We start from the raw sequence: 26401 nt of genomic DNA on the forward strand, positions 1-26401 counted from the left end.
GATCTTCTGCGATCGACCGAACCTTCGCTACATTCCGCAGATCTCATCGATCGCTTCGCAGTACTTCTCATCAATTACGCTTCGCTTTATCTTAAGTGTCGGCGTCATTTCGCCCTTGTCTATTGAGAATTCACGTGCCAGCAGGTAAACGCGCTTAACCCTTTCGTAATCCGAAAGCTCGCGCGTGAGGTCAACGGCGTCTTGCTGTACACGTTTAATGAACAACGGATCCTCACATAATTCTTCGCGGGGCCTGGAAACATCGTGGCCGGCAGCTTTCATTTCCTCTTTGAGTGCCTCCCAATCGGGGACGATGAGCACGCCCACCTGCTTGCGTCCTGATCCGACGACAACAGGCTGAGAAATGAGAGGGCTTTGCTTGAGCAGGCTTTCTATCTGAAGCGGTGCAATGTACTTGCCGTTCGATAGTTTGAAAAGATCCTTCAATCGATCGGTGATGTAGAAATGTCCGTCCTGATCGACATAACCGACATCACCGGTATGGTAATATCCTTCGGCATCAAGAACGGCCGCCGTCGATGCCGGGTCGTTGTAATAGCCCTTCATCACATTTCTGCCGCGCACCAGCACTTCGCCCTGATCCCCGATCTTTATCTCGATCCCCTCGAAAGGCGTCCCGATCGAGCCTACCTTATTGTCATTCGGCCTATTGGCACTGACGATGCCTCCTTCCGTCATGCCGTAGCCTTGAAGTATCGGGATTCGTGCTGCCCAAAATGCGTAGCTTAGCTTCTTTGAGAGCGGCGCTCCGCCCGAAACAAAGAACTGCAATGAACCGCCGACGCCTTCGCGCCATTTTGAGAACACCAGTCGATCCGCAACTGCATATTTAGCTGCGATCGCCGGCGTGACCTTATTGTGCGTATCTTTTGCCGCCCAATATTCTTGACCGACGGTAAGCGACCATTCGAAAAGCTTGGTTCGCCATCCGCCGGCGCTCTTCCCCTTTTTGACGATCTTGTGATAGACCTGTTCAAAAAGACGCGGTACGGCCGTCATTATCGTCGGTTTGACCTCCTGCAAATGACCGGCGAGCTGGTCAAAGGCCGAGCAATAATGAATTGAGACGCCGTTCGCGCAAAGCACGTAAAAAACCGCCCGCTCGAAAATATGCGACAAAGGCAGCACCGCCAAACTGCGGTCGGATGACCGGATCGGCAAGCCGTGTGAGATCGCAATGATATTCGATACAAAATTATCGTGCGTAAGCATCACGCCCTTCGGCTCGCCTGTGGTTCCGGACGTGTAGATTATCGTCGCAAGGTCTTCCGGCTCGATCTGTGACAATGATCTGTCAACAAATTCCGCATCGATCTTTTGATATTCAGCTCCCGCGGCCTCAAGTTCGGCCAGCGTGATACTCCGGCTGTCGCCGTCCTGAACAACGCCGTCATCAAAGAATATGAGCTTTTCGAGCTGCTCAACCGTCTGCACCGCCTGCTCGGCATGCTTCAAGATCTTCTTTCCCGAGATGAACAGCATCCGCGCGCCGGACCTTTCCAAGATATATCGCACCTGCTCGACAGCCTGCGTGGTATAGATCGGGACCACGACGGCTCGGAGACTCAACACCGCAAGATCGACGAGCGACCATTCAGGCCTATTTTCGCTTATGATCGCGATCCGATCGCCTGCCTTAACTCCGTAAGAGGCCAGCCCAAAGGCGATGCGCTTTATACGCTCGATCGCATCGCTGCCGCGGATATATTTCCACTCTCCGCCAAGCTTGTAGCCTAACGCATCGGACTTATCATACCGGGCGAACGCCTCAAGACAATAGTGAGGGATCGTTTGAGGGATCCGGTCAAAACCTGACAGATTGTCTGTGGCCATCTTGAAAAAAACGCCCCGAAACGAGGGCATTTCCATTCTGACAAATGGAATATATTAAGTCCAACGTCTCAAATGAACGGCAACGATGTATCGCTGCCGCCGATACCCGAAAAAGCCTATCGCAAGATGCCGAATACCTTCTTGAGCAGGCTCGTTGACCTTTTAAGAGGATCTTTCCGTATCTTTGCCTCTTCATCGGCGATGTAGAGGAAGAGGCCGTCCAGGGCCTTTTGCGTTACATAGCCGTCAATATCGGTCATATCGGCACCGAGCAGTTTTGCCGCAAAACCATACTTGCCGACCATCGTCTTATATTTCTTCGTAACGCCGACACTCGCCGTCATTTCCTCAACGATCGGGCGAAACCTCTCACGCAGCTTCTCTTCGCTTGTGCGTCGAAAGAACCGCGTCGCCGAATCCGGCTGCCCGCTGAACAAGATCTGGCGTGCATCGTCAAAGCTCATCTGCTTTATCGCAGCCACGAAGACATCAACCGCGACCGGAACCGCCTTTTCGGCGGCTCGATTCATAGAAACGACGAATTCATCTACCACTTTGCCTTGGCCGGCGGTACGAAGCCCCTTTTCGAGCTTCTGCAAATTATTCGGCAGCGGGATCCTGACCCTTGCATTCTTCAGAAAGCCGTCGGTCTTGCCAAGCGTCTTGATCGCCGAATTAACGCCGTTGCCGAGAGACTGCTTTAGGCCCGCGGCGATGTCGGCATCTGAGACGCTCGGGCTTCGCTGGCCGTATGCTAACGACACGGCAACAACCACGGCAATCAAAACAGCAACGGCCTGTGTAAATATTCTCCGCATCGCAAATGGCCCGATCATTTCGCTTTGCCCTGGTCCGCAACCGCCGATTGTGCGGCCTTGATCGCCTCAGCATCGCCCAAATAATTGCTCGCAATAACGTTCAGGTCAGCATCAAGCTCGTACACGAGCGGGATGCCGGTCGGTATGTTCAGATCGACTATCTCGTTATCTGAAATACGGTCTAAATGCTTCACAAGGGCCCGCAGGCTGTTGCCGTGAGCGGCGACGATCAACCGGCGGCCGGCTCTGACCTTCGGAGCGATCTCATTTTCCCAATACGGAACGACCCGAGCGACGGTATCCTTCAGACATTCGGTCGCGGGAAAAGGCCGAACACTCAAATAGCGCGGATCATTGCCCAGATAACGCTCATCCGACTCGTCAAGCGGCGGCGGCGGGACATCATAGCTGCGGCGCCATACCTTTACTTGATCTTCGCCATATTTTGCCGCCGTTTCGCTCTTATCGAGGCCCTGCAGGCCGCCATAATGCCGCTCATTCAGAAGCCACGATGTCGTTTGCGGTATCCACATAAGATCCATCTCATCGAGGACGCTCCAGAGCGTGCGGATCGCCCGCTTCAACACCGAGGTATATGCTTCATCGAATGTAAAACCTTCTGCCCTCAAGAGACGGCCCGCGGCCTTTGCTTCCTCGCGTCCCTTATCTGAGAGGTCAACGTCCTTCCAGCCCGTAAAGCGATTTTCCTTATTCCATTGGCTCTCGCCATGGCGAATGAGAACGAGTTTGTGCATATCACTATCTTAAATTCAAACGTCAAAAATTTGAATTCGGCAACGCCTCATTCAACAGCTTTTTTATTTCTCCTACCAAGTAGAGTGAACCTGTAACCACCATTATGCCGTCGGCCGGCGTAACCTCGGCGGCGATCGTCAGGGCCTTTTCGGCATTGTCGGTCGCAAATACGCGTTCCTTGGAGAGCGTCGGCGGCAAATATTCGAGCAGGTCCGCGTAAGCGGCCGAACGGGAGTTCATCGCTTCGGTCAAGACGACAGAGCTTGCCGCCGGTGCGAGCAAGGTCAATATCTCTTCGATGCTCTTGTCACTCATCGCTCCGAATATCAGCGTTATGGGCCGCCTCTCATTCTCATCAAGAAATGTGCGCAAGGCTTCTGCTCCGCCTGCGTTATGAGCACCGTCAAAGAGAAAACGGCCTTGATATTCGAGGCGGCCCGGATGGCGTGCTCTCTCCAATCCACGCACGACCGCATCGTCATCGATCGGCAGTCCGAGATCGTATCGGAGCCGCTCAGCGGCCATTACGGCTATGCAAGCGTTCTCGGCTTGATGTTTCCCCGCCAAGCCGAGTTCGTTTATTTTATAAACGGCATTAGCCGTCGTGAACTCAGCGGACCGGCTCTTAAGTTTAGGCTCAGATGCCCCAACAGATGCCCGACAGTCCGTTTGCGGAATAACACCGACTCGGCGGCATTGCTCGTCCAACACCGCTTTGACGGAGGCATGTTGAGCGCCGATCACGGCCAAAGAATCAGGACGGATGATCGCACCTTTTTCGGCGGCGATCTTTTCAAGCGTGTCTCCTAGATAGCCTTGATGATCGAGGTCGATCCGTGTGATCGCGGCAAGTTCTGCTCGCGCCGCGGTCGTCGCATCGAAACGCCCGCCAAGGCCCGTTTCGAGGATCGCTGCCTCGACGCCGGCTTCGGCAAACGCGACAAGGCCGATCGCGGTCATTTGTTCAAAGAAGGTCGGAATATGGCTTACATCGCCCGTTTGCAGCATCTCTTCCGCAGTTTTGCGGACACGGCCGGCAATGCGTGCGAATTCGGCCTCGCCGATCTCCGCACCATTGATCTTGATGCGTTCGGTCATCGAGATAAGATGCGGTGACGTATAAAGGCCCGTTCTTATACCTGCTTCACGGCAGATCGAATCGAGGAACGCACAAACGGAACCTTTGCCGTTCGTGCCTGCGACCTGTACTTTGAGATAGCTATTTTGCGGCCCGCCAAGCGCCTTGAGGAGTTTCGTGATGTTATCGAGGCCGAGTTTCATTGCCGCGACCTCGTTACCCAGCGAAAGCAGGTACTGCTGCGACTCGGCGAAATTCATTTGAGCCGCCGCAGATAATATATCTGCCCGAGGTGCCAACTTAGGTGTGTCGCGAGATGGGTAGCGAACCAGCCTGTCGACATCGGCGTACCAAAGACCTCGATCGGGTAATCCGCTGCCAGATCCTCGTCGGTCAACTTGGAAAGTGCGGCGGTAACTGATCTGCGCGCGGCGTCGATCTCATCAAGCAACTCTCGGCGCGGGACATCGGATCGTGAAAATTCACTTTCACGGTCGCGCACATATCCCGAATGATCCAGCACGGCACCGAAAAAATGCTGCAAATTGCCGCATAAGTGCAAACACAGATTTCCCGCTGAGTTCGGCACGTTCCCGGGGCGCTCCCACAGACTTTGATCATCGGGGAACGACTCGATCTCAGCCTTGAGTTTGCCGAGGTCGCGTTCGTATATCTCAGTCAGTATTTGTTGAAGCATCGCGGCTTAATTTGCTCCTTTGACCGCAGGATTCATCATAAAATCGAGCACTCGAACGATCGTTGCCTTCATCTCGCGCCGATCCACGACCATATCGACCATGCCGTGTTCGAGCAAAAATTCGCTCCGTTGAAATCCCTTCGGCAATTTTTGCCGGATCGTCTGTTCGATAACTCGCGGGCCGGCAAATCCTATCAGTGCCTTTGGTTCGGCGAGGATGACGTCGCCGAGCATTGCAAAACTAGCCGTAACGCCGCCCGTAGTCGGATCGGTCAGCACTGAGATGAACGGCAAACGCTCCTGATGCAGCCGTGCGAGAGCTGCTGATATCTTGCCCATCTGCATAAGGCTCAGTGTGCCTTCCTGCATGCGGGCGCCGCCCGATGCGGAAAAGATCACGACCGCACCGCGCGTTTCGATGGCATATTCGATCAGCCTTGTTATCTTCTCGCCGACCGCTGATCCCATCGATCCGCCAATGAACGACATATCCATCGCTCCGGCGTAAACAAGATGGCCGCCCACCAACCCTTTGCCGCAGATGATCGCCTCGGGCAGGCCCGAGGATGCACGCGCCGAATCGATACGCTCGTAATAAGGCTTCGAATCAACGAATCCAAGAGGGTCGCCCGATGTTATGTCCTCATCGAGCTTCTCAAACCTCGCGTCGTCAAAGAGATCCTTCAAACGCGACTCTGCAGGATAACGAAAATGATAGCCGCAATTCGTGCACACTTCAGATGATCCTGACAGGTCACGCTTATAAAGTGCCGTGTCGCACTCGAGGCATTTCACAAAAATGCCTTCGGTTTTGACAGTTTGTTCTCCGTCATCCGTCGAGCTTTCGATCTTCGGCTTATCCCTTCGAAACCACGCCATAAAATAAGAGATAGGTTAGCACACCGCATCAGGCTGCAAAAGCAGAAAGGTGTTCAATACTTATTGCGATGAACCGACCGAACTCGGGTAATTTCATGCTATATTCCTTATCGTCGAGGTTGAGATATGCGGATACTTTCATTGGCGATCATTCTTTTCTTTAGCTGTAGTGCGTTCGGCGCCGTAAAAACATGGACAGGGGCAGGCGCAGATGCGAATTGGGCGACCGCGGCGAACTGGAGCCCTTCCGGAGCTCCGGCGGCGAGCGACGACCTTGTTTTCCCGGCAAATGCACCTCAACAGGCGAATAATAACAACACAATGCTCTTGACGCTTTACCGCTCAATAACGGTCGAAGGCGGAGCATATACATTCAGCGGCAATCTTATACGGCTCTCGAACGGCATAACCGTCAACGGCGGTACGCAGGCATTCAATATCGCTATCACGCTCAGCGCGCCGCAGACATTCCTTGCCGATGGCGGAGGCACGGCAACGATCGCTGTTCTTTCCGCAGGCAGCAATGCGCTGACGATCGACGGTGCCGGTCTTGTAGGGATCGGCCTGCTTTCGGGTTCGGGCGCCATAACAAAGAACGGTGCCGGAGCCGGAGCGATCATCGCATCGGCGGGATTTAGCGGGCCTATAACCGTCAATGACGGCGTTTTTGTAGTGGACGCGAACATACCGAACAGCACCGTGAACGTGAACAGCCAAACAGTACCGAGCAGCGTTGCATTGAGCGGCTTTGGCGGCACCGGAACTGTCGGTGCGACAACGGTTACTCAGGGAGCCATAAGTGCAGGCACATTGACCTCGCCGACCGGCGTTCTGAACATCTCGGGCGGTCTTACTTTCACCGCGAACGGCGGTTACGCCTGTAAGATCGGCGGCACGTCGCCCGGTGCGAACGGCCACGACCAGTTGAACGTAACGGGGTCGGTCGCATTGAACAACGCTGTCCTAGTACCCATACCTTGGGCTAACTTCCGGCCGGCGATCGGTGATACTTTGGTTATTTTGAAAAATGACGGAACCGACCCGATCAGCGGCACATTCCTCAACATGCCGGAAGGAGCGGTGTTCGCAGGCCCTCTCAATACGGCTTTTCGCATCACTTATCATGGGGGCGACGGCAACGATGCTGCGATCACACGCGTTGCTCACGCACCGTTCGACTTTGACGGCGACGGCAAGACCGACATCTCAACATTCGACACGGCTTCGGCCAATTGGGACATCCTTTTCAGCGGCAGTTCGCAGGGCGGCCAACCATTCGGGTTGACAACGGATAAGATCGCACCTGCCGACTATGACGGCGATAATAAGACCGACATTGCCGTCTTTCGCGACGGCACTTGGTGGATATTGAGCAGCTTTTCATCGACGGTTTCGGCTACTCAATTCGGGAGCACAGGGGACGTTCCCATACCGAACGATTTCGACGGCGACGGGCGTGCCGATCTTGCGGTCTTTCGGCCTTCGAGCGGAATATGGTACGAACTGCGCAGTCTAGGGTCTCAGTTCTACGCCCAACAGTTCGGTATGAACGGCGATATTCCGCAAATTGCGGATATTGACGGCGACGGCTTCGGCGACCTTGCTGTTTACCGCCCCAGCGACGGTACGTGGCATTTCTGGCAGAGTTCAACGAGTTCATACCTCGCGTTTCCTTTCGGGATCGCCACCGACAAGCCCGTAATCGCTGACTACGACGGTGACGGACGCTCAGATGTGGCGGTCTTTCGCGGAACTGCCGATCCCGCTCAGCCTGATTTTTACATACTTCTGACGAACGGGTGGGTTTACTACGGATCGTCATGGGGAGTTCCGGGTGACGTACCCGTGGTTGGCGATTACGACGGCGACGGACGCTCGGACATCGCGGTTTTCCGTCCTTCGACGAAGATGTGGTACATCCTCGGCTCGACCGCAGGATTCAGCTCGACCGCCTTCGGCCCCGGCGATCCGGCCGCCATACCTGCGGCGTTCATTCCGTAGGCTATTGAAGCAGTTCAAGCATCTGCGAGTGAAGCAGGCCGTTCGATGCGGCTATCGGCGGCTTGTAAATGCTGAAGCGCGAACCGTTGTAATAGCTGATCTGCCCGCCGGCCTCTTCAATAAGCAGGACGCCGGCGGCGACATCCCACGGATTCAAGCCCTCTTCCCAGAAACCGTCAAAGCGTCCGCAAGCAACATAGGCCATATCGATCGCGGCACTCCCGTCGCGCCGAACTCCGCGCGACGCGAGCAGCATCTCGGTCAGGTGCCGTGCAAAGTCGGTACGGTGCTTTATATCATAGGGAAAGCCGGTAACGATCAATGCATCCTTCAGGCGTTCCGTGTCAGAGACCCTGATCGGCTTTCCGTTGAGCGTTGCGCCTTTACCTCGCTCCGCCGCAAAAAGCTCATCGCGTGTAGGGTCGAACGTAACACCGATGACAACCTCGCCATTATGTTCAAGCGCGATCGTAACGCAGAAACACGGATATCCGTGTGCAAAGTTCGTCGTGCCGTCGAGCGGGTCGATTATCCATTTCCATATTTCGTCGCCGCCTGAAACGGCGGCTTCGCCGCTCTCTTCGGCGAGGATCGAATGTTTCGGATAGTACGACCGTATCCTCTCAACGATCAAAGCCTCGCTGGCAAGATCAGCCTCGGTAACGAGGTTTATATCGCCCTTCTTTGAAATTTGGATCTTTCGGCCGAATTTTTCCAGCAGCAGGCGGCCGGCATCACGAGCAGTTTCAATTGCAAAATTCAACATCTCTTATCCAAGTTTATAGCCAAGCAGCGTTCAACTTGAAATACGGATGCTGTTTTAACTAGATCGTGTACCGAAATGCTCAGTTCTTGATGCTGCGCTCAGCGACCATCAGGAACTCGCGTACTTGATCATCCCAAAACTCCCAATCATGGCCGCCCGGCCGCTCGCGGTATTCGTACCGGGCCTTCTTGTCGAACATCGCCTTCATAAAGTCGCGATTGCTTTGAAGCAGGAAGTCCTGTGTACCGCACGCCACATAAAGGAACGGAAGATCTTTCACCTTTTCGGGCGACATCTCATTTATTGACCGGAAAATATCATTCTCGCGCCGCGCGGCGCTGTCTGCGGGGCCAAAAACCTCATCGACCGTCTTCCCGATCGTGCCGGCATTCTTGGTAGTGAATGACGGTGCACCGAGTGCACCGCTGAAACTGCCGGCGAGCACGAATTTGTCGGGATATTTGAGCGCGAACTTCAAAGCGCCGTAGCCGCCCATCGAAAGCCCGCCGATCACGCGATGTTCGCGGTCGGCAACCGTACGGAATTTCTTATCGATCTCAGGAATGAGTTCCCTGATGATATAACTCTCGTACCTGTCGTCAGGCATGGTAACCGAGTCACTGTACCAGCCGCTACCGCCCTCGGGAGTAATGATGATGAAGTTGTGTTTTGCGGCGTACGCGCTGATCCGGGTTTTGTCGGTCCAATTCGAATATTGCCCCATCAGGCCGTGGAGCAAATAGACGACCGCATAACGCATTTTCTTATTCTTCTCGTAACCGACAGGAAGAACGGCACGATAAGGCATTTCACGCGCCATCAATTTGCTCGTGAGCTTTTCCTCGCGGACTGCCGCAGTACGCGAATCGCCGTCGCCTTTCGAGCCTCCTTGCGCGGCCGCTGAACCAATGCACACGAAGCAGAGAACGGCGGCAATTATCAGTCGTTTTGCTCTCATCTCTATCACCTGAAGAGTCTGCCGAACCAATCCGGATCGACCTCGTCACTCGTTACATGAATGAACTCGCCGGCGTCGAACCACACGCCCGAACATCCGTCGCAGACATCGATCTTGACATTTTGAAAGTCAGTTTCGACCAGCGAGCCGCCGCACTTCGGACATTTGAATGTTGCTGTAGCGGTACCGGATGCCGTAGCCGCCGCGGGTGAATGTGCGTCGCCGCACTGCATTTGCGCAGCATCGCCGCGAATTGTTAGGTCAACCGACATATAGATATTGCCTCATGCCTCTTAGCCTTACGACTTTCTAAGCTTCAAAAGCTGAACTGCGATCATGCTCAACCCGACTCCGCAAATAATTCCGTTGACGAAGTAGTGGCCTTTGCTGTTTATATCCAAACTGAAATTGTAAATGGCGAAAACGGCTAACACAACGCCTAAGCCGATCAATATTTTATTTTTCATTTCAACGGTCTTTAGCGCTTCTGCCAAATTACATCGGGCAGGCAATAGCTGCCGGTGCCTCCTAGCTGTTCAGTGGCCCGCGGTCTTATCGGCGTCAAACGGCCTTAATCATCCGTTCGATGTACGGAGCGAACACGCTGCCGTGTCTTTTTTGAACGGCGGATCGTATTCCTTCTTTTCAGATTGCTCTCTGCCCAATCTGACACCTGTTTGAGCGGATGCCAATCGAAGCTTTCAAGCGGGAGCATCTCGCTCGACGCATCGCGAAGTTTAGACGTGCTGAAAGCGACGAATATGACAAGGGCGTTGAAGAGAACACCGACCGTCACGACCAGCCAGCCGGGAGCCGGCCCGACGGCCGCGCGGCGAAACACTATATCCCAGAAGAGCTTTCGGTCAGCATCGGTCGTTGTAGGTATAGGCGACGGGTGGATATAGACCTTGAGCATCCACGCCAGGCCCAGAAGGATGAATATCCACAGATAATTCGAGCGCAGCCGTCGTCCGAGAGCCTCCCAAAGGCTGATCGTAAAGTGAGGTGAGATCAGGTCGGCGGAGATATGTTCGGCCCATTCCTTGTCGGGCGCCGCTGTCTGCTGCGAAAGCATCGGGGCAAAATATCCGGTCTCAAGCACGCGCACACGATTTGCCCATACCTCGTAATAGCGATAACGTCTGGCCTCCATAAAAAGGAAGATCGAGACGAGCAGAGTATTTATCGGTATGGCAAAGTGCGGATTGTCGGGCGAACTAAAGACGAACGAAAGGGTCGCACCGGCTGTGATCACTGCCCAATTGGTCGTCGCATCAAGACGGTTGCGCCAAACATTTGAGCGTTGGACCTCTCCGCGATAAAAATGGACGATCGCCGTATTGAACTCAGCCGGTGCAAGCCTCTGAGCGATGGCCTGCGGCGTAACCTTCTGCTTTTGGGCTCGCTTATTGACCTCATCGGCGAGGGTGCGAAAACCTGCCGGCACATTCGTTATGTGAACGTCCTCTTCGACAAGTTGTGGCCTTATGCGAACTTCGTCGTTCATATTGCGGCGTGCCGGCGGCACGTTCGGGGGGCAAAAGCCTTTACCAGCATTGGTTTAACACTTTGAGGCGTCAGATGCAAGAAATTTCGGCTCGCATGCTAAGATAGCCCGTGCTGCAGCTATGGTGATCGAGACAGATGAGAAGTGGATGCGGCTTGCGATCCGTCTTGCCCGCGAGGCTGAAGCGCAAGGCGAGGTGCCGGTCGGCGCCGTTATTGTGGATGGCGACGGCAATATGCTTTCCGCTGCATCGAATCGTACCATAATGCAAACCGACCCTACCGCACATGCTGAGATACTTGCGCTGCGGGCTGCAGCCCTTTGTGTCAATAATTATAGACTGCTCGGGACGACCGTATATTCGACCATTGAGCCGTGTGCAATGTGTGCCGGAGCGCTTGTGAACGCACGAGTGGCGCGTTTGGTTTTTGGTGCCGCAGACGAACGCTTTGGCGCGGCGCGCACTCATTTCGGCATCTGTGACGGTGATAAACTCAACCATCGTATGGAGATAACCGAAGGTGTTCTTGCTGATGAATGCCGTGCGCTGATGCAGGATTTCTTTCGCAAGCGACGAAGAATACCATCGGCAGGCGAATAATGCGCTTGCCTCTGTGGGGCCAAATCGGTAGAATTGTCCATTCGCGGAGAGGTGCGAGAGTGGTTGAATCGGGCAGTCTCGAAAATTGTTGTACCTTTGCGGGTACCGTGGGTTCGAATCCCACCCTCTCCGCCACGCTTTCATAGCACGTTCGGCTAACCAAACACTTTCAAGATCGGAGGAATGACCATGGCACTCAGCAAACGACTTTCGGCCGAATTTCTAGGAACGCTGTGGCTTGTTCTTGGAGGCTGCGGCAGTGCGGTACTTGCAGCGTCGATACCAAATGTCGGCATCGGTTATGCCGGTGTTGCACTTGCGTTCGGATTGACGGTACTCACCGGAGTTTACGCCCTCGGACATATATCGGGAGGACACTTTAATCCGGCCGTAACAGCGGGCCTGTGGGCCGCTAAACGCATCCCCGGCCGCGACGTTCTGCCGTATTGGATAGCACAGCTTTTGGGCGCCATCGCAGCGGCGGGCATTCTGTTCCTGATTGCAAGCAATAAGCCGGGGTTTGCCATCGGCGGCTTTGCGGCGAACGGCTTTGGCGAACATTCACCGCAGAAGTACGAGATAATCGCCGCTTTTGCCGGTGAAGTTGTGATGACGTTCTTTTTCCTCGTCGTGATACTGGGGACCACGCATAGGAACTCGCCGTCGGGCTTTGCGGGACTAGCGATAGGCCTTTCGCTTACGCTAATCCATTTGGTGATGATACCGGTAACGAACACGTCGGTTAACCCGGCGCGAAGTACAGGCCCCGCCCTGATCCTTGCGATCTATTCCGACCCGTGGGCCCTCAAACAGCTGTGGCTGTTCTGGCTGGCGCCGTTGCTTGGCGGGCTGCTTGCGGGATATTTCTTTCCGTGGCTCGGCAGTGAACCTTCCGGCGATGTCGTGATCGAGGAACGCGTCGTGGTCCAAGAGATCGTCGAAACCGGCGGCAAGAAGAAATAGATACTTGAAACTCCGGCGTGCCGCATGGCGCGCCGACCTTTGCGGAAAGGTGCAAGAGTGGTTGAATTGGCAGCATTGGAAATGCTGTGAGCCTTAACGGGTTCCGTGGGTTCGAATCCCACCCTTTCCGCCAGCATATGGCCTCAGGCCCCGCACAACATTTGATCGTGAAACCCGCTAGGCGAGGAATCGAGCAACGGTAGCGATATCAAACGTGTGTTGCGGCTAAGTCTGAGGCCGCCATTTTTTGCCGATTGTTGTATCAAGAGCGGTATAGGGTTGAGGTTTCCTGATTTTTGATAAGCGTACAGGCATTCGATCACGCTCGGACCGATAACACATCGTAAGAACAATAGTTCGTACTAATGGACCGATGAACGGAATACAGATCATAGAGACTTGGGAGATCCACAACCGAATTGATCTTTTCCTCTTGGCCAACATCCAAGAAGCATTTCTTTCAGATATCGCTGCCTCGAAGGGGCGAAGTGTGGGCGAACATTTCGCACATATTCATAATGTAAGAATGATGTGGCTAAAGGCCGCCGCACCTGAACTCCTAAATGGATCAAATAAGATCGAGAAAGCAGATATTACGAAAGAACGGCTTGAGGCTGAATTGAAAGCAAGCGGCAAGGCGATAACCATGCTTTTGCAGGTCGGCTTTGAAAAAGGAAAGATCAAAGGATTTAAGCCTCATCCGGCTGCTTTTCTCGGATACTTGATCTCTCACGAGAGCCATCACCGAGGTCAGATATTACTGTGTCTAAAGCAATCAGGGCATCCCGTCGAGAAAGAGGTACAGTACGGGATCTGGGATTGGGCTTCGCGATGATTATGAACAGCCTTTCCGCTCTTTAATGTACAATAGCGATCAATAGGCGGCACCGGCTGGCACGGTCCTGCCGCTTACGACAAGCCAATGCCCGAACAACATGATCTAAGCAGATTTCTGACTGCCCAAGCGGGCACTTTTGAGCAAGCTTTTGCTGAAATTAGATCGGGCCGCAAGCGTTCTCATTGGATGTGGTTCATCTTTCCCCAATTCAGAGGGCTCGGCTACAGCGAGATGTCGAGACGGTTCGCGATAAACAGCATAGATGAGGCACGATCGTACTTAGAACACCCGATCCTTGGAGTAAGGCTAAGGTCGATATGCAGTGAACTCTTAAAGTCGGACAATTCGGATCCGAACGCCATCTTCGGGAGTCCGGATGATCTCAAGCTCAGGTCAAGTATGACCTTGTTCGATCATGTTGATGAGGCTGACGAACGGATATTCAGAAAGGTCCTCAAAAAGTTCTTTGCCGGGCGGGAGGATGAACGTACTGTCGAGTTGTTGGAACAGCAGCACACGGACTCGGCGTAGGAGCGAACCAATAGGCAAAATTTAACGCGCAAATAAAGGGCATTGCCGGAAAGTACCGAAACTTAACCGCCGGCAACGCCCTTTTCTGCTGCACTTTGAACTACGAGGCTTTGTACGGCGGCAGCGTAACGCGAGCCTGCTTCTCTTTCTTGAGGCCGAGGGCCCAATCTGCCTGCATCAGCGTGTGTATGTCGCGGGTTCCTTCATAGATCACCGCGGCCTTGCAGTTCCGCAGATAACGCTCGACGGGATAATCGTTCGTGTATCCATTCGCGCCGTGGACTTCGATCGCCATCGAAGCTGCCTTTTCGCTCCGCGTGGTCGCCTGCCATTTCGCCATCGAGGCGGCCTTTCCTGAGGGCTTGCCGGCATTCTTCAGATAGCCGCATTTTAGCCAAAGGAGGTGCGACATTTCGTAATCGGCTTCCATATTGGCGATCTTTTGCTTGACGAGTTGAAAATGAGCGATCGTTTGGCCCTGAACCTCGCGAGTGTTCGCATAGGCGATCGACGCATCGCGGCATGCGCGAATAACGCCCGTTGCGCCGCTTGCAACGGTATATCGCCCGTTCTCAAGGGCGAACATCGCGATCTTGAAGCCCTCGCCTTCCTTGCCGAGCATATTCGCCTGCGGCACGCGGACGTCCTGCAGCGAGAAGAAGCCCGTGTTACCGGCACGAATGCCGAGTTTGCCGTGGATCGTGCCGCTCGAAAAGCCCGGCATCGTGCGTTCGACGATGAAGCACGAAAGTCCGCTGTGGTCGCGCACCTTTTGCTTTTCGGGATCCGTCCAGCAGAAGAAAAGGAAGTTATCCGCGAGATCTGCGAGTGAGATCCACATTTTTTCGCCGTTCAGGATCCAATCGTCGCCGTCGCGGCGAGCGGTCGAACGCATCCCGATGACGTCGCTGCCCGCGTTGGGTTCCGTCAGGCCGAAGGTGGCAAGTTTCTCGCCTTTTGCCTGCGGAACGAGATATTTCTGTTTCTGCTCCTCGGTGCCCCAGGAATAAAGGGTCAGGCTGTTAAGCCCGACGTGTACGCTCATCGCGACGCGAAGGAATGTGTCGCAAGCTTCAAGCTCTTCGCATACAAGGCCGAGTGAGACATAATCAAAGCCTGCACCGCCGTATTGCTCAGGAATGCAGACGCCCATAAGGCCGAGTTCTTTCATCGTCTGAAAGACTTTCGGCTCGTAATGGGCCTTTTCGTCCCATTCTTTGATATACGGTTCGACCTCGCCCGCACAAAATTCGCGGACCGTTTGTTGAAGTGCAAGTTGTTCTTCCGAAAGTTCTAGTTCGATCACGGATGCTGTTTCCCTCTCCAAAATTTGAATATGCTAAAATCTTAAAAGTAAGTACAAACAGGCATTTTACCACTTGTTCGGAGCGATGTCCTGCTTTCAGTTCACCTTATGATCAGCATTTCCTCCGCCGAACGCATCATCAGGCGGCAAACAGGCGCCGGCCCGGCAGAACGCATCGCGATATTTGACGCGGTCGGGCGTATCCTTGCTGAGGATGTTATCGCGGACACCGACCTGCCGCCATTCAACCGTTCGCAGATGGACGGCTATGCCGTCATAGCAAGCGATACGGCAAATGCACCGGCTGAATTGAGGATCATTGGCGAATCTTCCGCAGGCCACGGCTGGGATGGGCGCGTCCGTCGCGGCGAATCCGTTCGCATTATGACCGGAGCACGCGTTCCGAAGGGCGCTGATGCTGTGCAGCGTGTTGAGCGTACAAGCGAATCCGGCGGTACAGTTACGATCAAGGAGGCTGTGGCGAAGCGAACGTCAATAGTCCCGAAAGGCTCAGAGGTACGCAAGGGACGCCGTGTGCTGCGTATCGGCGACCGGATCACGCCGAACAACATCTCGGCGGCCGCTGCCTTTGGCTATGCAAAGGTACTCGTAGGCCGCAGGCCGCGCGTGGCGATACTTTCGACAGGCGACGAGATCGTCGAGATCGCAACAAAGCCGAAGCCCGATCAGATACGCAACTCAAATTCCGTAATGCTCAAGGCACTTGCCGAGGCCGCAGGTGCCGAGTGCGAACTGCTGGCAAAGGCCGGCGACGACCTCGCATCGATAAAGCAGCAGATAAAGGCCGCATCGCGCAAAAAGGACGTACTGCTGACGACGGGCGGCGTCTCGGTCGGAAAATACGACCTTACAAAGGTGGCTCTGCATGAGCTTGGCGCCGAAGTTTTTTTTGAAAAACTTAGGCTCAAGCCCGGCAAGCCGATGATATTTGCACGGCTTGGCAAGATGCTGATCTTCGCATTGCCCGGCAATCCGGTATCGGCGACCGTTACATATCAGCTTTTTGTCCGGCCGGCGTTGCTGCGTATGCAGGGTGTCCGCTCAAGCGGTTTGGAATGGGCAACGGCGGTCGCCGCAAAGCGTGTAAAGGCGGCCGTCGGACGCGACACCTTTGTTAACGCGCGGCTTTCAACTGATGAGAAGGGCACACTGATCGCGACGCCGCTGCGCACTTCGGGTTCATCTGATCTTGTCGGATATTCTGCTGCCGAGGCGTTGATATTCGCACCTGCCGATTCAGTTATCGAGGCGGGCGAGGCAGCAAGGATCGTTTTTGTTTAGGGTAGCGATCTATCGGAGCATTTGAGGCAGAAGGCCTCAGGAGTCAAACAATGAGTGAGCTTTCACATTACGCCGATGACGGACGGGTCGAGATGGTCGATGTTTCGGCAAAGGCGGTAACGCAGCGCAGAGCCGTCGCCTCAGGCAAGGTCATCCTTTCTGCTTCTACTATCGAGGCGATCAATGCTAATAAAACGCCGAAGGGCGACCCGCTCGAGATCGCCCGGATCGCGGGCATTATGGCCGCAAAACGCACGTCAGAATTGATCCCGCTATGCCATCAGATCAATTTGTCGAAGGTCAACCTGACGGCGGAGATGGTTTCGGACGGCGTCGAACTCACTGCAGAAGCAATAACCGACGCAAAGACCGGTGTCGAAATGGAAGCTCTGACAGCCGTTTCCGTTGCCGCACTTACGATCTACGACATGTGTAAAGCTGTTCAGAAAGATATTGTAATTGCTGACATAAAGCTTGTTTTGAAGACGGGCGGCAAGCGGGACCACGGTGTTTGAGGCCGAGCTTTTGAACAACCGCCGCTAAGTGAGCGTACTTGGTACAGTGAGCAGGAGGCACGATATATGAGTTACACGATCGCTGAGGACGCGAAGCCGCAGGTGATGCTCTTGGCCGCGGCAACACTTATAAGCGTTGGGCTTTGGGTCGTTGCATGGTTCATACCGACGGCGGCATACATTTACTATCCGCTGCAGCTATTTGCGACGTTCATACACGAGGCGAGCCACGCGCTTGTCGCTCTCTTGACGGGAAATTCCGTTTCGAGCCTGACCGTGTCGCCGGATACGAGCGGCGCCGTATGGTCAAGCGGCAGCGGCCTTTCGGGGCTTCTGATCTCAAGTGCAGGCTATGTAGGAGCGACGGCTTACGGTACGGCATTGCTCGTATGGATACGGTTCGGCCGTTCGCCGCGAACGCCGCTCTATTTCTCAGGAGCACTTATCGGGCTTATGACCATTTCATTCGGACTGCTCCTGCCTTTCTGGAACTTTTTCGACAACGTTACACTCGGAAGTGTTGCATTTACTGTGTTTGCGGGCCTTGCCATTACTGCCGCTCTGTTTGCGATCGCTCGTTGGGCTCCGATCCGCTGGGCACATTTCGCCTTGGCATTCCTGTCGGTGCAGTGTTTGCTCAACGCATTTTTCAGCCTTCGCGATCTGTTCGTCATCTCGACAACGACCGACCGCGGCACCGACGCCGCCAATATGGCCGCAGCGACCGGCATCCCGGCAGTTATATGGGTAGTTTTATGGGTCGCGATCTCATTGGTTATAATTGCCCTCGGCATACGGCTTTACGCCGCCACGGGTAAAAAAGGAACAGACACTGTTTTTGAAGACAAATTATGAGGCCGATCAATATCCTTCTCTTATTGCTTTTATCCGCCGCTGTATTCTACGGCCAAACCAAAACGGTTGAACCTTTGGCGTCATATCCTCCGTTCGCCGACTCGCTGCAACTGGTTGTCGTTACCGCAAGGGACTGGAATTCCAGCATCGGAACTGCTCGGCTGTTCAACCGTGAGGACACGAGGTCGAAATGGAAGCCCGCAAGTGACAAATTCGCTGTTGTCTTAGGAAAGAACGGACTTGCTCTCGCAAAAGGCGTTACGGCGAAAGACTTTACAACGGTCAAGGCAGAGGGCGACGGCCGCTCGCCCGCCGGGCTTTTTCCTCTAACCGAGGCATTCGGCACCGGCGTCAAACCAGTCGCCGTTGAAATGCCGTATTCAAAGCTCGGCGAATATACCGAGTGTGTTGATGATCCGCGTTCGCAATTCTATAACAGGATCGTCGATAGGATGAAGGTCGGCGTCTTCGACTGGAAAAGCTCCGAGAAGATGCTCGCCGTCGGTGAGCCTTATGCGTTAGGGGTCTTTGTCGGTTTTAATTCGTTTCCGGTCGAAAAAGGCAGCGGCTCATGCATATTCCTGCACGTTTGGAAGGATCAGAACACTGCGACGGAAGGCTGCACCGCAATGGAACGCCGCAACGTCGAACGCATTCTCGGCTGGATCGTGCGTTCAAAGAACCCGTACCTCGTACAGCTCACCGAAGCCGACTACAAAACGAAACAAAAGGCGTGGGAACTGCCGAAACTTTAGATTCGCTTGTGATCGGATCGCGTCTTTTGGTTCGTTCGCGGACTGACTGGCGTTTCGCGTCCGTGGCGCGCCGCACCGAGGAGGACGTCATCATCAGCGTTTGTTCGCCGACCGGATACACCTATCGGCTTCGGCGCAGCGCATCGACACCTATCGAGCGCGAGGGCCCGCTCTGCATACTTCCCTTTGAGTGTGATGATACTTGGCACGACAATCTCACGGCATACGACACGCGCTGGTAGCGGCAACTCGCTTTCCCTTCGCATCTGATCGGACGCTCTGATAAACTGTATCTTTGCCCTTATGGGCAAAATGCTGTCTATGCAGGCGCGGAAGAAGAAAGAGCAGGCAATAGAGGTCAAAGGAGCCCGTACTCATAACCTGAAGAATATCAGCGCGTCGCTCCCGATAAACAGGCTGACGGTCGTTACAGGCGTTTCAGGCTCAGGAAAATCATCGTTCGTCTTTGACACGCTTTATGCGGAAGGGCAGCGCCGCTATGTCGAATCGCTGTCGGCATACGCGCGGCAGTTCCTCGAACGGATGGATAAGCCCGATGTGGATGAGGTAACGAACATCGCACCGGCCATCGCGATCAGGCAAAAGAATTCGACAAAAAATCCGCGTTCGACCGTTGCCACGCAGACCGAGATCTATGATTATCTTCGCCTGCTGTTTGCCCGTGCGGGACAAACCTTCTGCAGCAACTGCGGCCGAGAGGTAAAGAAAGATTCACCCGAATCGGCGGCCGAGGAAACGCTTGCAACACTCGTACCGGGAACGCGTTTCTATGTGCTTTTTCCGATCCGAAGCGGTTCGCCAGATGAGCCGGAACATGGACAAAATGCGGCCGGCACGCGCCGCGCGGGAAGGGTTTCGGCAAATGCGAAGCCGCTCGGCACGACAGCATTTCTGATCTCGCTTCTTCAGCAAGGGTTTTCGAGGCTTTACCGCAGCGGAGAAGTAATAGAACTCACAAGGCCTGAGGATTTTCCTTACGAAAGCCTTGACGGCGTTCATGTGTTGATCGACCGGCTAAAGGCCGGCAACGATATTCGCGAGCGGCTGGTCGATTCGCTCGAAACCTGCTTTCGCGAGGCTCATTCCGCCGTGATACGCGAATATGTTTCGTCCGATGATGCCGAGCCGGTCGTACTCCGCTTTTCGGACAGTTTTGTCTGCAAATACGACGGTACAAGGTATCACGAACCCGAGCCGCATCTCTTTAGTTTCAACTCACCCTTCGGTGCGTGCCGTACATGCCAAGGTTTTGGCAATACGATAGGCATTGACTACGGCCTTGTGATACCGAATCCGCTGCTTTCGCTTAAGCAGGGTGCGGTCGAGCCTTTTACGCGGCCGATGCATGCGTGGGCACAAAAGGAGCTTGCGGGATATGCCGCATCTGCGGGCATCGATATGAACAAGCCCTTCGCCGACCTGCCGGACCATCAGCAGAACTGCGTCGTTTACGGCGATGAAGGCTGGCGTGGGCTAAAGGGTTTCTTTGAGTGGCTTGAAACAAAGAAATACAAGCTTCATATTCGGGTCTTTCTCGCAAAATATCGCGGCTACACCGTTTGCCCCGACTGCGGCGGACAAAGGCTGCGGCAGGAGGCACGCGATGTAAAGATCGGGATGCTTTCGCTGCCTGAGATCGTTGCGATGTCAATTCGCGACGCTCACGAATTCTTCGAGGCGCTCGAACTCGACCGCGAGCGTGCCGTAATTGCCGACAAAGTGCTTACTGAGGTCAGAAGGCGCCTGAAATTCCTCGTAGATGTCGGCCTTGATTATCTCGATCTCGGCCGGCTGGCGGCTACACTCTCGGGAGGCGAGGCTCAGCGGATACAGCTTGCGACAAATCTCGGTTCACTGCTCGTCGGTACGCTGTATGTGCTTGATGAACCGAGCATAGGGCTTCATCCGCGTGACAATGCTCGGCTTATAGAGATCCTGCAGGGACTTCGTGACATCGGAAATACGGTCGTCGTCGTCGAACACGATCAGGAGATGATGCGTGTCGCCGATAACATCATAGATATAGGCGTAAATGCGGGCGAGGCAGGCGGCGAGCTTGTTTTTGAGGGCAGTTTTCCGAGCCTTCTGGAGGACCGAACATCGCTGACCGCAAAGTATCTTCGCGGGGATGCTGTCATCCGCGTGCCTACGCAGCGGCGCAAGCCTACAAAGGATCGGATCGAGATCATAGACGCTCGCGAACACAATCTAAAGAACATTTCGGTCAAGATACCGCTCGGTATGCTTGTATGCATCACCGGAGTTTCCGGCAGCGGCAAATCGACGCTTGTTCACGATGTGCTTTATGCCGGGCTGAAGAAAAAACGCGGTGAATGGAACGCGCCCGTCGGTTTCTTCAAAGAGATCAAGGGCAGCGACAAGATCGACGACGTCATACTCGTCGATCAATCGCCGATAGGCCGCACTCCGCGTTCGAACCCTGTAACGTATATCAAGGCTTACGATACGATCCGCGAACTCTTTGCCGCGACCGCATCCGCAAAGGCAAAAGGCTTGAACGCATCACACTTTTCGTTCAACGTGCCGGGCGGCCGCTGCGAAACGTGCCAGGGCTCCGGCACCGTTACTATCGAAATGCAGTTCCTCGCCGATGTCGAGCTGACCTGCGAAGATTGCCGCGGCAAGCGGTTCAAGAGCGAGATATTGGATGTACGCTACAAGGGAAAGAACATTGACGAGGTGCTGCAATTGACCATCCGCGAGGCGTTGCTTCACTTCAAAGATGTGCCGAAGCTCGTATCCCGCTTAAAAGTGCTCGATGCGGTCGGTCTCGGCTATCTGCGTCTCGGCCAATCGGCAACGACCCTTTCCGGCGGTGAGGCTCAGCGCGTCAAGCTCGCCTCGCATCTTGCACAACGATCGTCGTCAAAAACACTATTCATCTTTGACGAACCGACAACGGGCCTGCATTTCGACGATATCAGCAAACTGCTGCTCGCATTCCGTGCCCTTATTGACGCCGGCGGCAGCCTCGTCGTGATCGAGCACAACCTCGATGTCATCAAAACTGCCGATCACGTCATCGACCTCGGCCCCGAAGGCGGCGTTGGCGGCGGCGAGGTCGTCGCCGTGGGCACGCCTGAGCAGATAGCCGCGAACGAGCGATCTATCACGGGACGGTTCCTTAAAGAAGTTCTGGGCTAATCATCGCCGAACTTGGAACGCCACGGCGGTGCGATCTGCTCCATCACCTTACAATCACAATAGCCGCCGTTGCCGTTCAGCCACGTCGTAAGCCGCGGAAAATCGAGGCGGTTATCCATCATGAACCGCATCGCATACTGCAGGCTGTGATTACACTCGCTGTCAAAAAGCTCATCTTCGATAAAATCCAGCATCTTGCTGATCGTCATCTGCGATTCGGGCAGCCTTTCGAGGAACTCGCGGAGTTCATCGACTGTCATTTGTTCGAGGTTCTCTATCTCGTGTTTCCTGATAATGGGCATAGGGCGATTATATCGTAACTAGAACTCTGATTCGCTGAGGCGTGATGCTTCGGAGCGTCGGGCTTCTTCGATCTCGCGTTGGCGAATGCCGTCACGGCCATCGTATGAGAAGAATTTCGGCAGGAATAGTGCCGTTGCCGCAACCGCGACGACGCACGCTATGCCGCCGCTCACCAATGCGAACCGTACGCTCGTGTATTCGGCTACGACGCCCATCTTCGCACTGCCGAGCATCGGCCCTGTCAGGTAGCTTATCATCTCGATACTCGCCATACGCCCGCGCATAAAATTCGGGATCGTCTGATTCCAGATCGCACCGCGAAAGATGCCCGATATCATATCCGAAAATCCTGCGGCCGCCAGAAATAACAATGCCGTGTAGATGCTGTCTGCCGCACCGAAGGCAAGAATGCCCACGCCCCAAAAGATCGCCGCGATTATCACCCAAACGCCGTGGCGTGTGATCTTGCGCGTCCAGCCTGAGGTCAGGCTTGCGATGAGGGCACCGGCCGCAAGAGCTCCGGGAAAGAGGCCTACGGTCTCATTGCCGTAGTTGCTCGCCAACGCCGGATACAATGCCTGCGGGAACGAAAAGAACATCGCGGCGATGTCAATGAAATATGTCCCGAGAAGTTCCTGACGACTCACAGCATATTTTAGTGACGTGATAACGCTGCGGACGCTCGGCTTGTCGGCATTCGGGTTGCGCGGCAGATACTTCAGTAGCATCACCGCAATAAGGGACGCGGCGAACGTTGCGAGATCGATCATATAAGCGTCCACGGCAGCGAACTTCGCCGCAATGATGCCGCCGATCGCCGGCCCGAGTATCATCCCGATGTTGAACCTGATCGAGTTGAGGGCCTGTACGGCAACCATCATCTCGGCCGGAACGACCGCCTGAATATAAGACTCGTAAGCGGGCCGCTGGAGAGCCGCAAGGCCCGCGTGGAAGGCTACGACAATAAAGAGCAGCCAGATATGCGGTTCATCAAGGAAGGCATTGACAACCAAAAGAGCCGTAAGCAGCGTCTGCCCGGCCTCAGTGAGACGCAGCATCAGCCGCCGATCGAAATAATCCGCCATCGCCCCGCCGACAAAGCTCAGCACCACCATCGGCACGAACTCAGCCAATGCGATATAGCCGACCATCGCATTCGATCCGGTAAGCTGGTACATCTGCCACGGAATGATGATGAATGTCATCATCGACCCGAAGAATGAGACGAGTTGACCGAAAAAGAGAACGCGGTAGTCGCGCGACACCCTTAATGGAGAAATATCAAGCAGCATTATGACGGGTCACGGTCATTTCATATACTCCGTCCAATTAAAGAGCCACAAAGCATAAGCGTTCGCAACAAAGGAGACGGTATAGAGTACCGCCTCGGTTATAGTTATCTTTTTCGGCGCCGAATCAAGCATCAGAAGAAATGCCCACGGCAAAAGCACAGTTGCGTAGCGATAGCCGAACTGCCAGCCTCCGGAGTTTCCGTGTATCCATAAAAGAAATGTGAGTATCAATACTGCTGCCCACGAAGCAATTTTGAGAGCAATATCCTCCGAGCGTATTCGTAGCAGCAAAAAAAAGAACGGGCTGCTGAGTAAGATCGATGAACTGAATCTGTCAGGAAGCAGATACGGCCATTGATCGCGCAGGTGCCACATCTTAAGGAGCATTTCCCAAGCCTGCCGCGGAATATATGCTGTCGAAAAGATCCCGTGATCGTACCACGGTTCATTCAGCACACCGGGAATGCGCGCATAGCCGAAGTCTGTAATTGAATGAAACCGCAAATAGTTATAGCCGAGTGTAAGCACGCCCAGAATAAAAGGGACGATGCAGAAATACGCAAGCCGCGATAACCGCTGTTTCGCTCCCGCCATGCCGGGAATCGTTGCGATCTCAGCCACTTCGTTACTCACCGGTCCGTCACGATACATCAAATAAAGAAATACCGGAGCGGTCAGCAGGTTCTCCGTGCGGTTTCCGAAAGCTATCGCAAAGAACACGCCGGCAAGCGCCGGCCGCCTGTCGAATACCGTAAAGTAGATCGCACCGAGTTCGCCGACCATTGCAAAGGCAAGGGCAAGCTGCCATGCTCCCGCGAACGACAAATTCACCCACAGAAATGTGCCGAACAGGATGCCGAACGTCATCAGGAGCTGTTTCGCGGCCGATATGTCATACCTTTCAGCGATCTTGAGAAGGAAAAAACAGCCGGCCCCGGCAAGCAGCGCCGCGATCCATCGTGCCGGCATTTCATCAATGACGCCGATACTTTTGAGCAGTGCTGCGGGCAGCATTGACAAGACCGAACCGAGCGGAAAGACCGAGTAATAACTGCCCTCGAACGGAACGAATTCATTGAGCCATGACGGCGGCTTTCCGGCAAAGCCGATGCTTCCGCTCAGAAAGTTCGCGGCAACCCGAAATGTGTAATCGTAGTAGGACTGCGGCTTAGGGTTCGAAAAGAAGTACACGGCGCCCGCAAGCAGCGACAGCCAAACGGTCTGCGACCTCGTAAAACGTCGTGGCGGCCGCTCTTTCGAATGCTCGCTTGCGGCAGCAGCTATATCGCTCATGCGGCCCATATCTTCAACTTGAACTCGTCATTCGCGATATAGATCTCGGGCTTGCGGCCGGAGAAAAGATGCGACTGACGCAGTATCATCGGCAGGCCGCCGTGCGGGGCATTTATGCCGTATTCGCGGCGTGTAAAGATCGCTGCGATCTGCGGATTGAGCCTTTGTGTAATGCCGTAGCGTATCGCGCGGTTCGCGGGCGGCGAAAATCCCGCCGTACGCCTCGGGTTGATAAATTCGACAGCGTTGTCGTAAATATTGATCCTCGTTCGAATGTCGCGCAGCCCTAGGTCGCGGTGGATAAGTGCATTGATCACTGCCTCGACTACCGCGTAGTGATGATAGCGGCCGCGCGGCTTTGCGATATCATCGCCGACCAGCATTAGTTTCCGCTTAGGCTGCTGTTTGTTGAGATCGATGTACCGGCCGAGGAACGCCGTCACCGCTTCGAACTGCGAAAGCATATTCCCCTTTATCTCAGCTGCTTCGATCAGCTGCGCGGCGGAGCCTTCGCCCGAAAATCGAGCGACCGTCAAATTCGATCGCGGCAGCAGTTCCGCGACACGCTCATTCTTTCCGAAAAGCAGTACCGCGGCAACGGTCGGGAAGAACTCATCTGCATTTCCGACCGCAAGCAGAAGGTCTTTCCGCAAGAGATCCGCGGTATTGTAGAGGTTCAGATGCGAAGCTCCGTCATCGAACGCATTGGCGAACGACCACAGCAAAGCGTCATCAAAGTCGTCTTCCGTAACGGTTTGCAGCGGAATATTCTCAAAGCCGAGCGGTCTCACCTCATCAAGCCAGCCGCTTAGCTCATCGCGGCTTATCTCGCGTTTTTCGGCTCCGATCCTAAGGTAAAAGCGTCCGTCGCGCGTACGATACGGCCGCCTTCTGCCGTCAACATCCAATGCCACGATGCGCTTGCCGCTGTCGAAAGCGACCGTGTCGATCATCGGCACAAGCGGCGGCACGATCTCGTCGCGACAGATGCGTGCCAGCTCCTGCTGCACCCATTCAGGATTGCTGACGCCCTCGATCCGAAGCTGATCGTTCACGCCGAAAACGATCGTTCCGCCGTCAGTATTCGCAAGCGCCACAATGCCCTGAGCTATACGCTCACTGTTCGAAAGTTTTACTTTGAGCTCAAGGTAGGTGTCTTCGCCGCCGCGAATCAGCCGCAGAAGCTCGGTCCGCGTGGTCTGCTGCGCAGGTTGATTGACCAGATATTCCTGAAATGATATATCCTCCGGGGAAGCTGCCCGCGGAGTGTGGCGAAATCTTCGACGTGCCATAGCATCGGGTGATTTTCGGAAAAGTTCGACCAGTTAGATTGAAACATTCAAGGCC

At 54.6% G+C, this 26401-nt stretch carries 26 protein-coding genes, 2 tRNA genes and 1 other RNA gene; 14 read left to right on the plus strand and 15 right to left on the minus strand.

The features are described from left to right. Nucleotides 1-27: 27 nt before the first annotated feature. The 6 genes from HS105_11075 to HS105_11100 form a co-directional block, all read right to left on the minus strand. Nucleotides 28-1854, minus strand: coding sequence for a long-chain fatty acid--CoA ligase (locus HS105_11075; GenBank protein MBE7517132.1), 1827 nt, complete (start codon nucleotides 1852-1854; stop codon nucleotides 28-30). A 116-nt stretch (nucleotides 1855-1970) separates the two neighbouring features. After that, entirely contained in the window at nucleotides 1971-2672 is a 702-nt protein-coding gene (locus tag HS105_11080) for a DUF4197 domain-containing protein (protein ID MBE7517133.1), read from the minus strand. A 14-nt stretch (nucleotides 2673-2686) separates the two neighbouring features. Continuing rightward, nucleotides 2687-3427 (minus strand): 2,3-diphosphoglycerate-dependent phosphoglycerate mutase, encoded by a 741-nt coding sequence (gene gpmA, locus HS105_11085; GenBank protein MBE7517134.1) that lies wholly within the window; start codon nucleotides 3425-3427, stop codon nucleotides 2687-2689. A 22-nt stretch (nucleotides 3428-3449) separates the two neighbouring features. Further along, nucleotides 3450-4766, minus strand: coding sequence for a bifunctional folylpolyglutamate synthase/dihydrofolate synthase (locus HS105_11090; GenBank protein ID MBE7517135.1), 1317 nt, complete (start codon nucleotides 4764-4766; stop codon nucleotides 3450-3452). Next, a complete protein-coding gene (locus tag HS105_11095; protein ID MBE7517136.1) occupies nucleotides 4763-5203 on the minus strand; it encodes a DinB family protein in 441 nt (146 codons plus the stop codon). The genes HS105_11090 and HS105_11095 overlap by 4 nt, the downstream gene beginning before the upstream one ends. A 6-nt stretch (nucleotides 5204-5209) precedes the next feature. Further along, nucleotides 5210-6082: an acetyl-CoA carboxylase carboxyltransferase subunit beta gene (locus HS105_11100; GenBank protein MBE7517137.1), complete on the minus strand. Its 873-nt coding sequence runs from the start codon at nucleotides 6080-6082 to the stop codon at nucleotides 5210-5212. 126 nt (nucleotides 6083-6208) lie between these two features. Here HS105_11100 and HS105_11105 point away from each other — a divergent pair, with 126 nt between their 5' ends. After that, on the plus strand, nucleotides 6209-8083 hold the full coding sequence (locus HS105_11105; protein ID MBE7517138.1) for a VCBS repeat-containing protein: 1875 nt from the start codon (nucleotides 6209-6211) through the stop codon (nucleotides 8081-8083). Between the two features lies 1 nt (nucleotide 8084). On the opposite strand, the gene HS105_11110 is transcribed toward HS105_11105, so the two are convergent. The 4 genes from HS105_11110 to HS105_11125 form a co-directional block, all read right to left on the minus strand. Beyond that, nucleotides 8085-8849, minus strand: a complete 765-nt coding sequence (locus HS105_11110; GenBank protein ID MBE7517139.1) for an inositol monophosphatase — start codon at nucleotides 8847-8849, stop codon at nucleotides 8085-8087. Nucleotides 8850-8928: 79 nt separating this feature from the next. After that, complete coding sequence (locus HS105_11115; protein ID MBE7517140.1) at nucleotides 8929-9807, minus strand: esterase family protein; 879 nt, start codon at nucleotides 9805-9807, stop codon at nucleotides 8929-8931. Between the two features lie 5 nt (nucleotides 9808-9812). Then, nucleotides 9813-10079: a zf-TFIIB domain-containing protein gene (locus HS105_11120; protein ID MBE7517141.1), complete on the minus strand. Its 267-nt coding sequence runs from the start codon at nucleotides 10077-10079 to the stop codon at nucleotides 9813-9815. A 299-nt stretch (nucleotides 10080-10378) separates the two neighbouring features. Continuing rightward, the gene (locus HS105_11125; protein ID MBE7517142.1) at nucleotides 10379-11314 is read right to left on the minus strand and encodes a DUF2270 domain-containing protein; all 936 of its coding nucleotides are present in this window, start codon (nucleotides 11312-11314) and stop codon (nucleotides 10379-10381) included. A gap of 121 nt (nucleotides 11315-11435) precedes the next feature. Here HS105_11125 and tadA point away from each other — a divergent pair, with 121 nt between their 5' ends. The 7 genes from tadA to HS105_11160 all read left to right on the plus strand — a co-directional run bounded on the left by tadA (nucleotide 11436) and on the right by HS105_11160 (nucleotide 14247). Beyond that, nucleotides 11436-11915, plus strand: a complete 480-nt coding sequence (gene tadA, locus HS105_11130) for a tRNA adenosine(34) deaminase TadA (GenBank protein MBE7517143.1) — start codon at nucleotides 11436-11438, stop codon at nucleotides 11913-11915. Between the two features lie 45 nt (nucleotides 11916-11960). Further along, nucleotides 11961-12050: transfer RNA gene (locus tag HS105_11135), tRNA-Ser, on the plus strand. Nucleotides 12051-12104: 54 nt separating this feature from the next. Beyond that, complete coding sequence (gene aqpZ / locus HS105_11140) at nucleotides 12105-12878, plus strand: aquaporin Z (GenBank protein MBE7517144.1); 774 nt, start codon at nucleotides 12105-12107, stop codon at nucleotides 12876-12878. 43 nt (nucleotides 12879-12921) lie between these two features. Then, nucleotides 12922-13011 (plus strand) — tRNA-Ser (locus HS105_11145). A gap of 8 nt (nucleotides 13012-13019) precedes the next feature. Next, an RNA gene (gene ffs, locus HS105_11150) (signal recognition particle sRNA small type) lies at nucleotides 13020-13118 on the plus strand. Nucleotides 13119-13251: 133 nt separating this feature from the next. Beyond that, entirely contained in the window at nucleotides 13252-13713 is a 462-nt protein-coding gene (locus HS105_11155) for a hypothetical protein (protein MBE7517145.1), read from the plus strand. Nucleotides 13714-13800: 87 nt separating this feature from the next. After that, a complete protein-coding gene (locus HS105_11160; GenBank protein MBE7517146.1) occupies nucleotides 13801-14247 on the plus strand; it encodes a DUF1810 domain-containing protein in 447 nt (148 codons plus the stop codon). Between the two features lie 100 nt (nucleotides 14248-14347). On the opposite strand, the gene HS105_11165 is transcribed toward HS105_11160, so the two are convergent. Further along, nucleotides 14348-15553 carry an acyl-CoA dehydrogenase family protein gene (locus tag HS105_11165; protein ID MBE7517147.1) on the minus strand — a complete coding sequence of 402 codons (1206 nt, stop codon included), beginning with the start codon at nucleotides 15551-15553 and terminating at the stop codon, nucleotides 14348-14350. Between the two features lie 108 nt (nucleotides 15554-15661). Here HS105_11165 and HS105_11170 point away from each other — a divergent pair, with 108 nt between their 5' ends. The 6 genes from HS105_11170 (at nucleotide 15662) to uvrA (ending at nucleotide 22166) form a co-directional block, all read left to right on the plus strand. Beyond that, a complete protein-coding gene (locus tag HS105_11170) occupies nucleotides 15662-16855 on the plus strand; it encodes a molybdopterin molybdotransferase MoeA (protein ID MBE7517148.1) in 1194 nt (397 codons plus the stop codon). A gap of 50 nt (nucleotides 16856-16905) precedes the next feature. After that, nucleotides 16906-17370, plus strand: coding sequence for a cyclic pyranopterin monophosphate synthase MoaC (gene moaC / locus HS105_11175; protein MBE7517149.1), 465 nt, complete (start codon nucleotides 16906-16908; stop codon nucleotides 17368-17370). Between the two features lie 66 nt (nucleotides 17371-17436). Further along, nucleotides 17437-18225: a M50 family metallopeptidase gene (locus HS105_11180; protein ID MBE7517150.1), complete on the plus strand. Its 789-nt coding sequence runs from the start codon at nucleotides 17437-17439 to the stop codon at nucleotides 18223-18225. Beyond that, nucleotides 18222-18980, plus strand: coding sequence for a L,D-transpeptidase family protein (locus tag HS105_11185; GenBank protein MBE7517151.1), 759 nt, complete (start codon nucleotides 18222-18224; stop codon nucleotides 18978-18980). The genes HS105_11180 and HS105_11185 overlap by 4 nt, the downstream gene beginning before the upstream one ends. After that, nucleotides 18959-19222, plus strand: a complete 264-nt coding sequence (locus HS105_11190; protein MBE7517152.1) for a hypothetical protein — start codon at nucleotides 18959-18961, stop codon at nucleotides 19220-19222. The genes HS105_11185 and HS105_11190 overlap by 22 nt, the downstream gene beginning before the upstream one ends. Nucleotides 19223-19301: 79 nt before the next feature. After that, nucleotides 19302-22166 (plus strand): excinuclease ABC subunit UvrA, encoded by a 2865-nt coding sequence (uvrA, locus tag HS105_11195; GenBank protein MBE7517153.1) that lies wholly within the window; start codon nucleotides 19302-19304, stop codon nucleotides 22164-22166. Here the strand turns inward: uvrA and HS105_11200 are convergent. The 4 genes from HS105_11200 to HS105_11215 are packed head-to-tail and all read right to left on the minus strand — an operon-like array spanning nucleotide 22163 to nucleotide 26346. Then, on the minus strand, nucleotides 22163-22468 hold the full coding sequence (locus HS105_11200; protein MBE7517154.1) for a DUF2695 domain-containing protein: 306 nt from the start codon (nucleotides 22466-22468) through the stop codon (nucleotides 22163-22165). The genes uvrA and HS105_11200 overlap by 4 nt on opposite strands. Nucleotides 22469-22486: 18 nt before the next feature. After that, the gene (locus HS105_11205) at nucleotides 22487-23761 is read right to left on the minus strand and encodes an MFS transporter (GenBank protein ID MBE7517155.1); all 1275 of its coding nucleotides are present in this window, start codon (nucleotides 23759-23761) and stop codon (nucleotides 22487-22489) included. Between the two features lie 15 nt (nucleotides 23762-23776). Beyond that, the gene (locus HS105_11210; protein MBE7517156.1) at nucleotides 23777-25054 is read right to left on the minus strand and encodes a hypothetical protein; all 1278 of its coding nucleotides are present in this window, start codon (nucleotides 25052-25054) and stop codon (nucleotides 23777-23779) included. Next, nucleotides 25051-26346 carry a putative DNA binding domain-containing protein gene (locus tag HS105_11215; protein MBE7517157.1) on the minus strand — a complete coding sequence of 432 codons (1296 nt, stop codon included), beginning with the start codon at nucleotides 26344-26346 and terminating at the stop codon, nucleotides 25051-25053. Before HS105_11215 ends, HS105_11210 begins: the two co-directional genes overlap by 4 nt. Nucleotides 26347-26401 lie beyond the last annotated feature (55 nt).

This window comes from Chloracidobacterium sp. (genome assembly GCA_015075585.1).
Lineage (GTDB): Bacteria > Acidobacteriota > Blastocatellia > Pyrinomonadales > Pyrinomonadaceae > OLB17.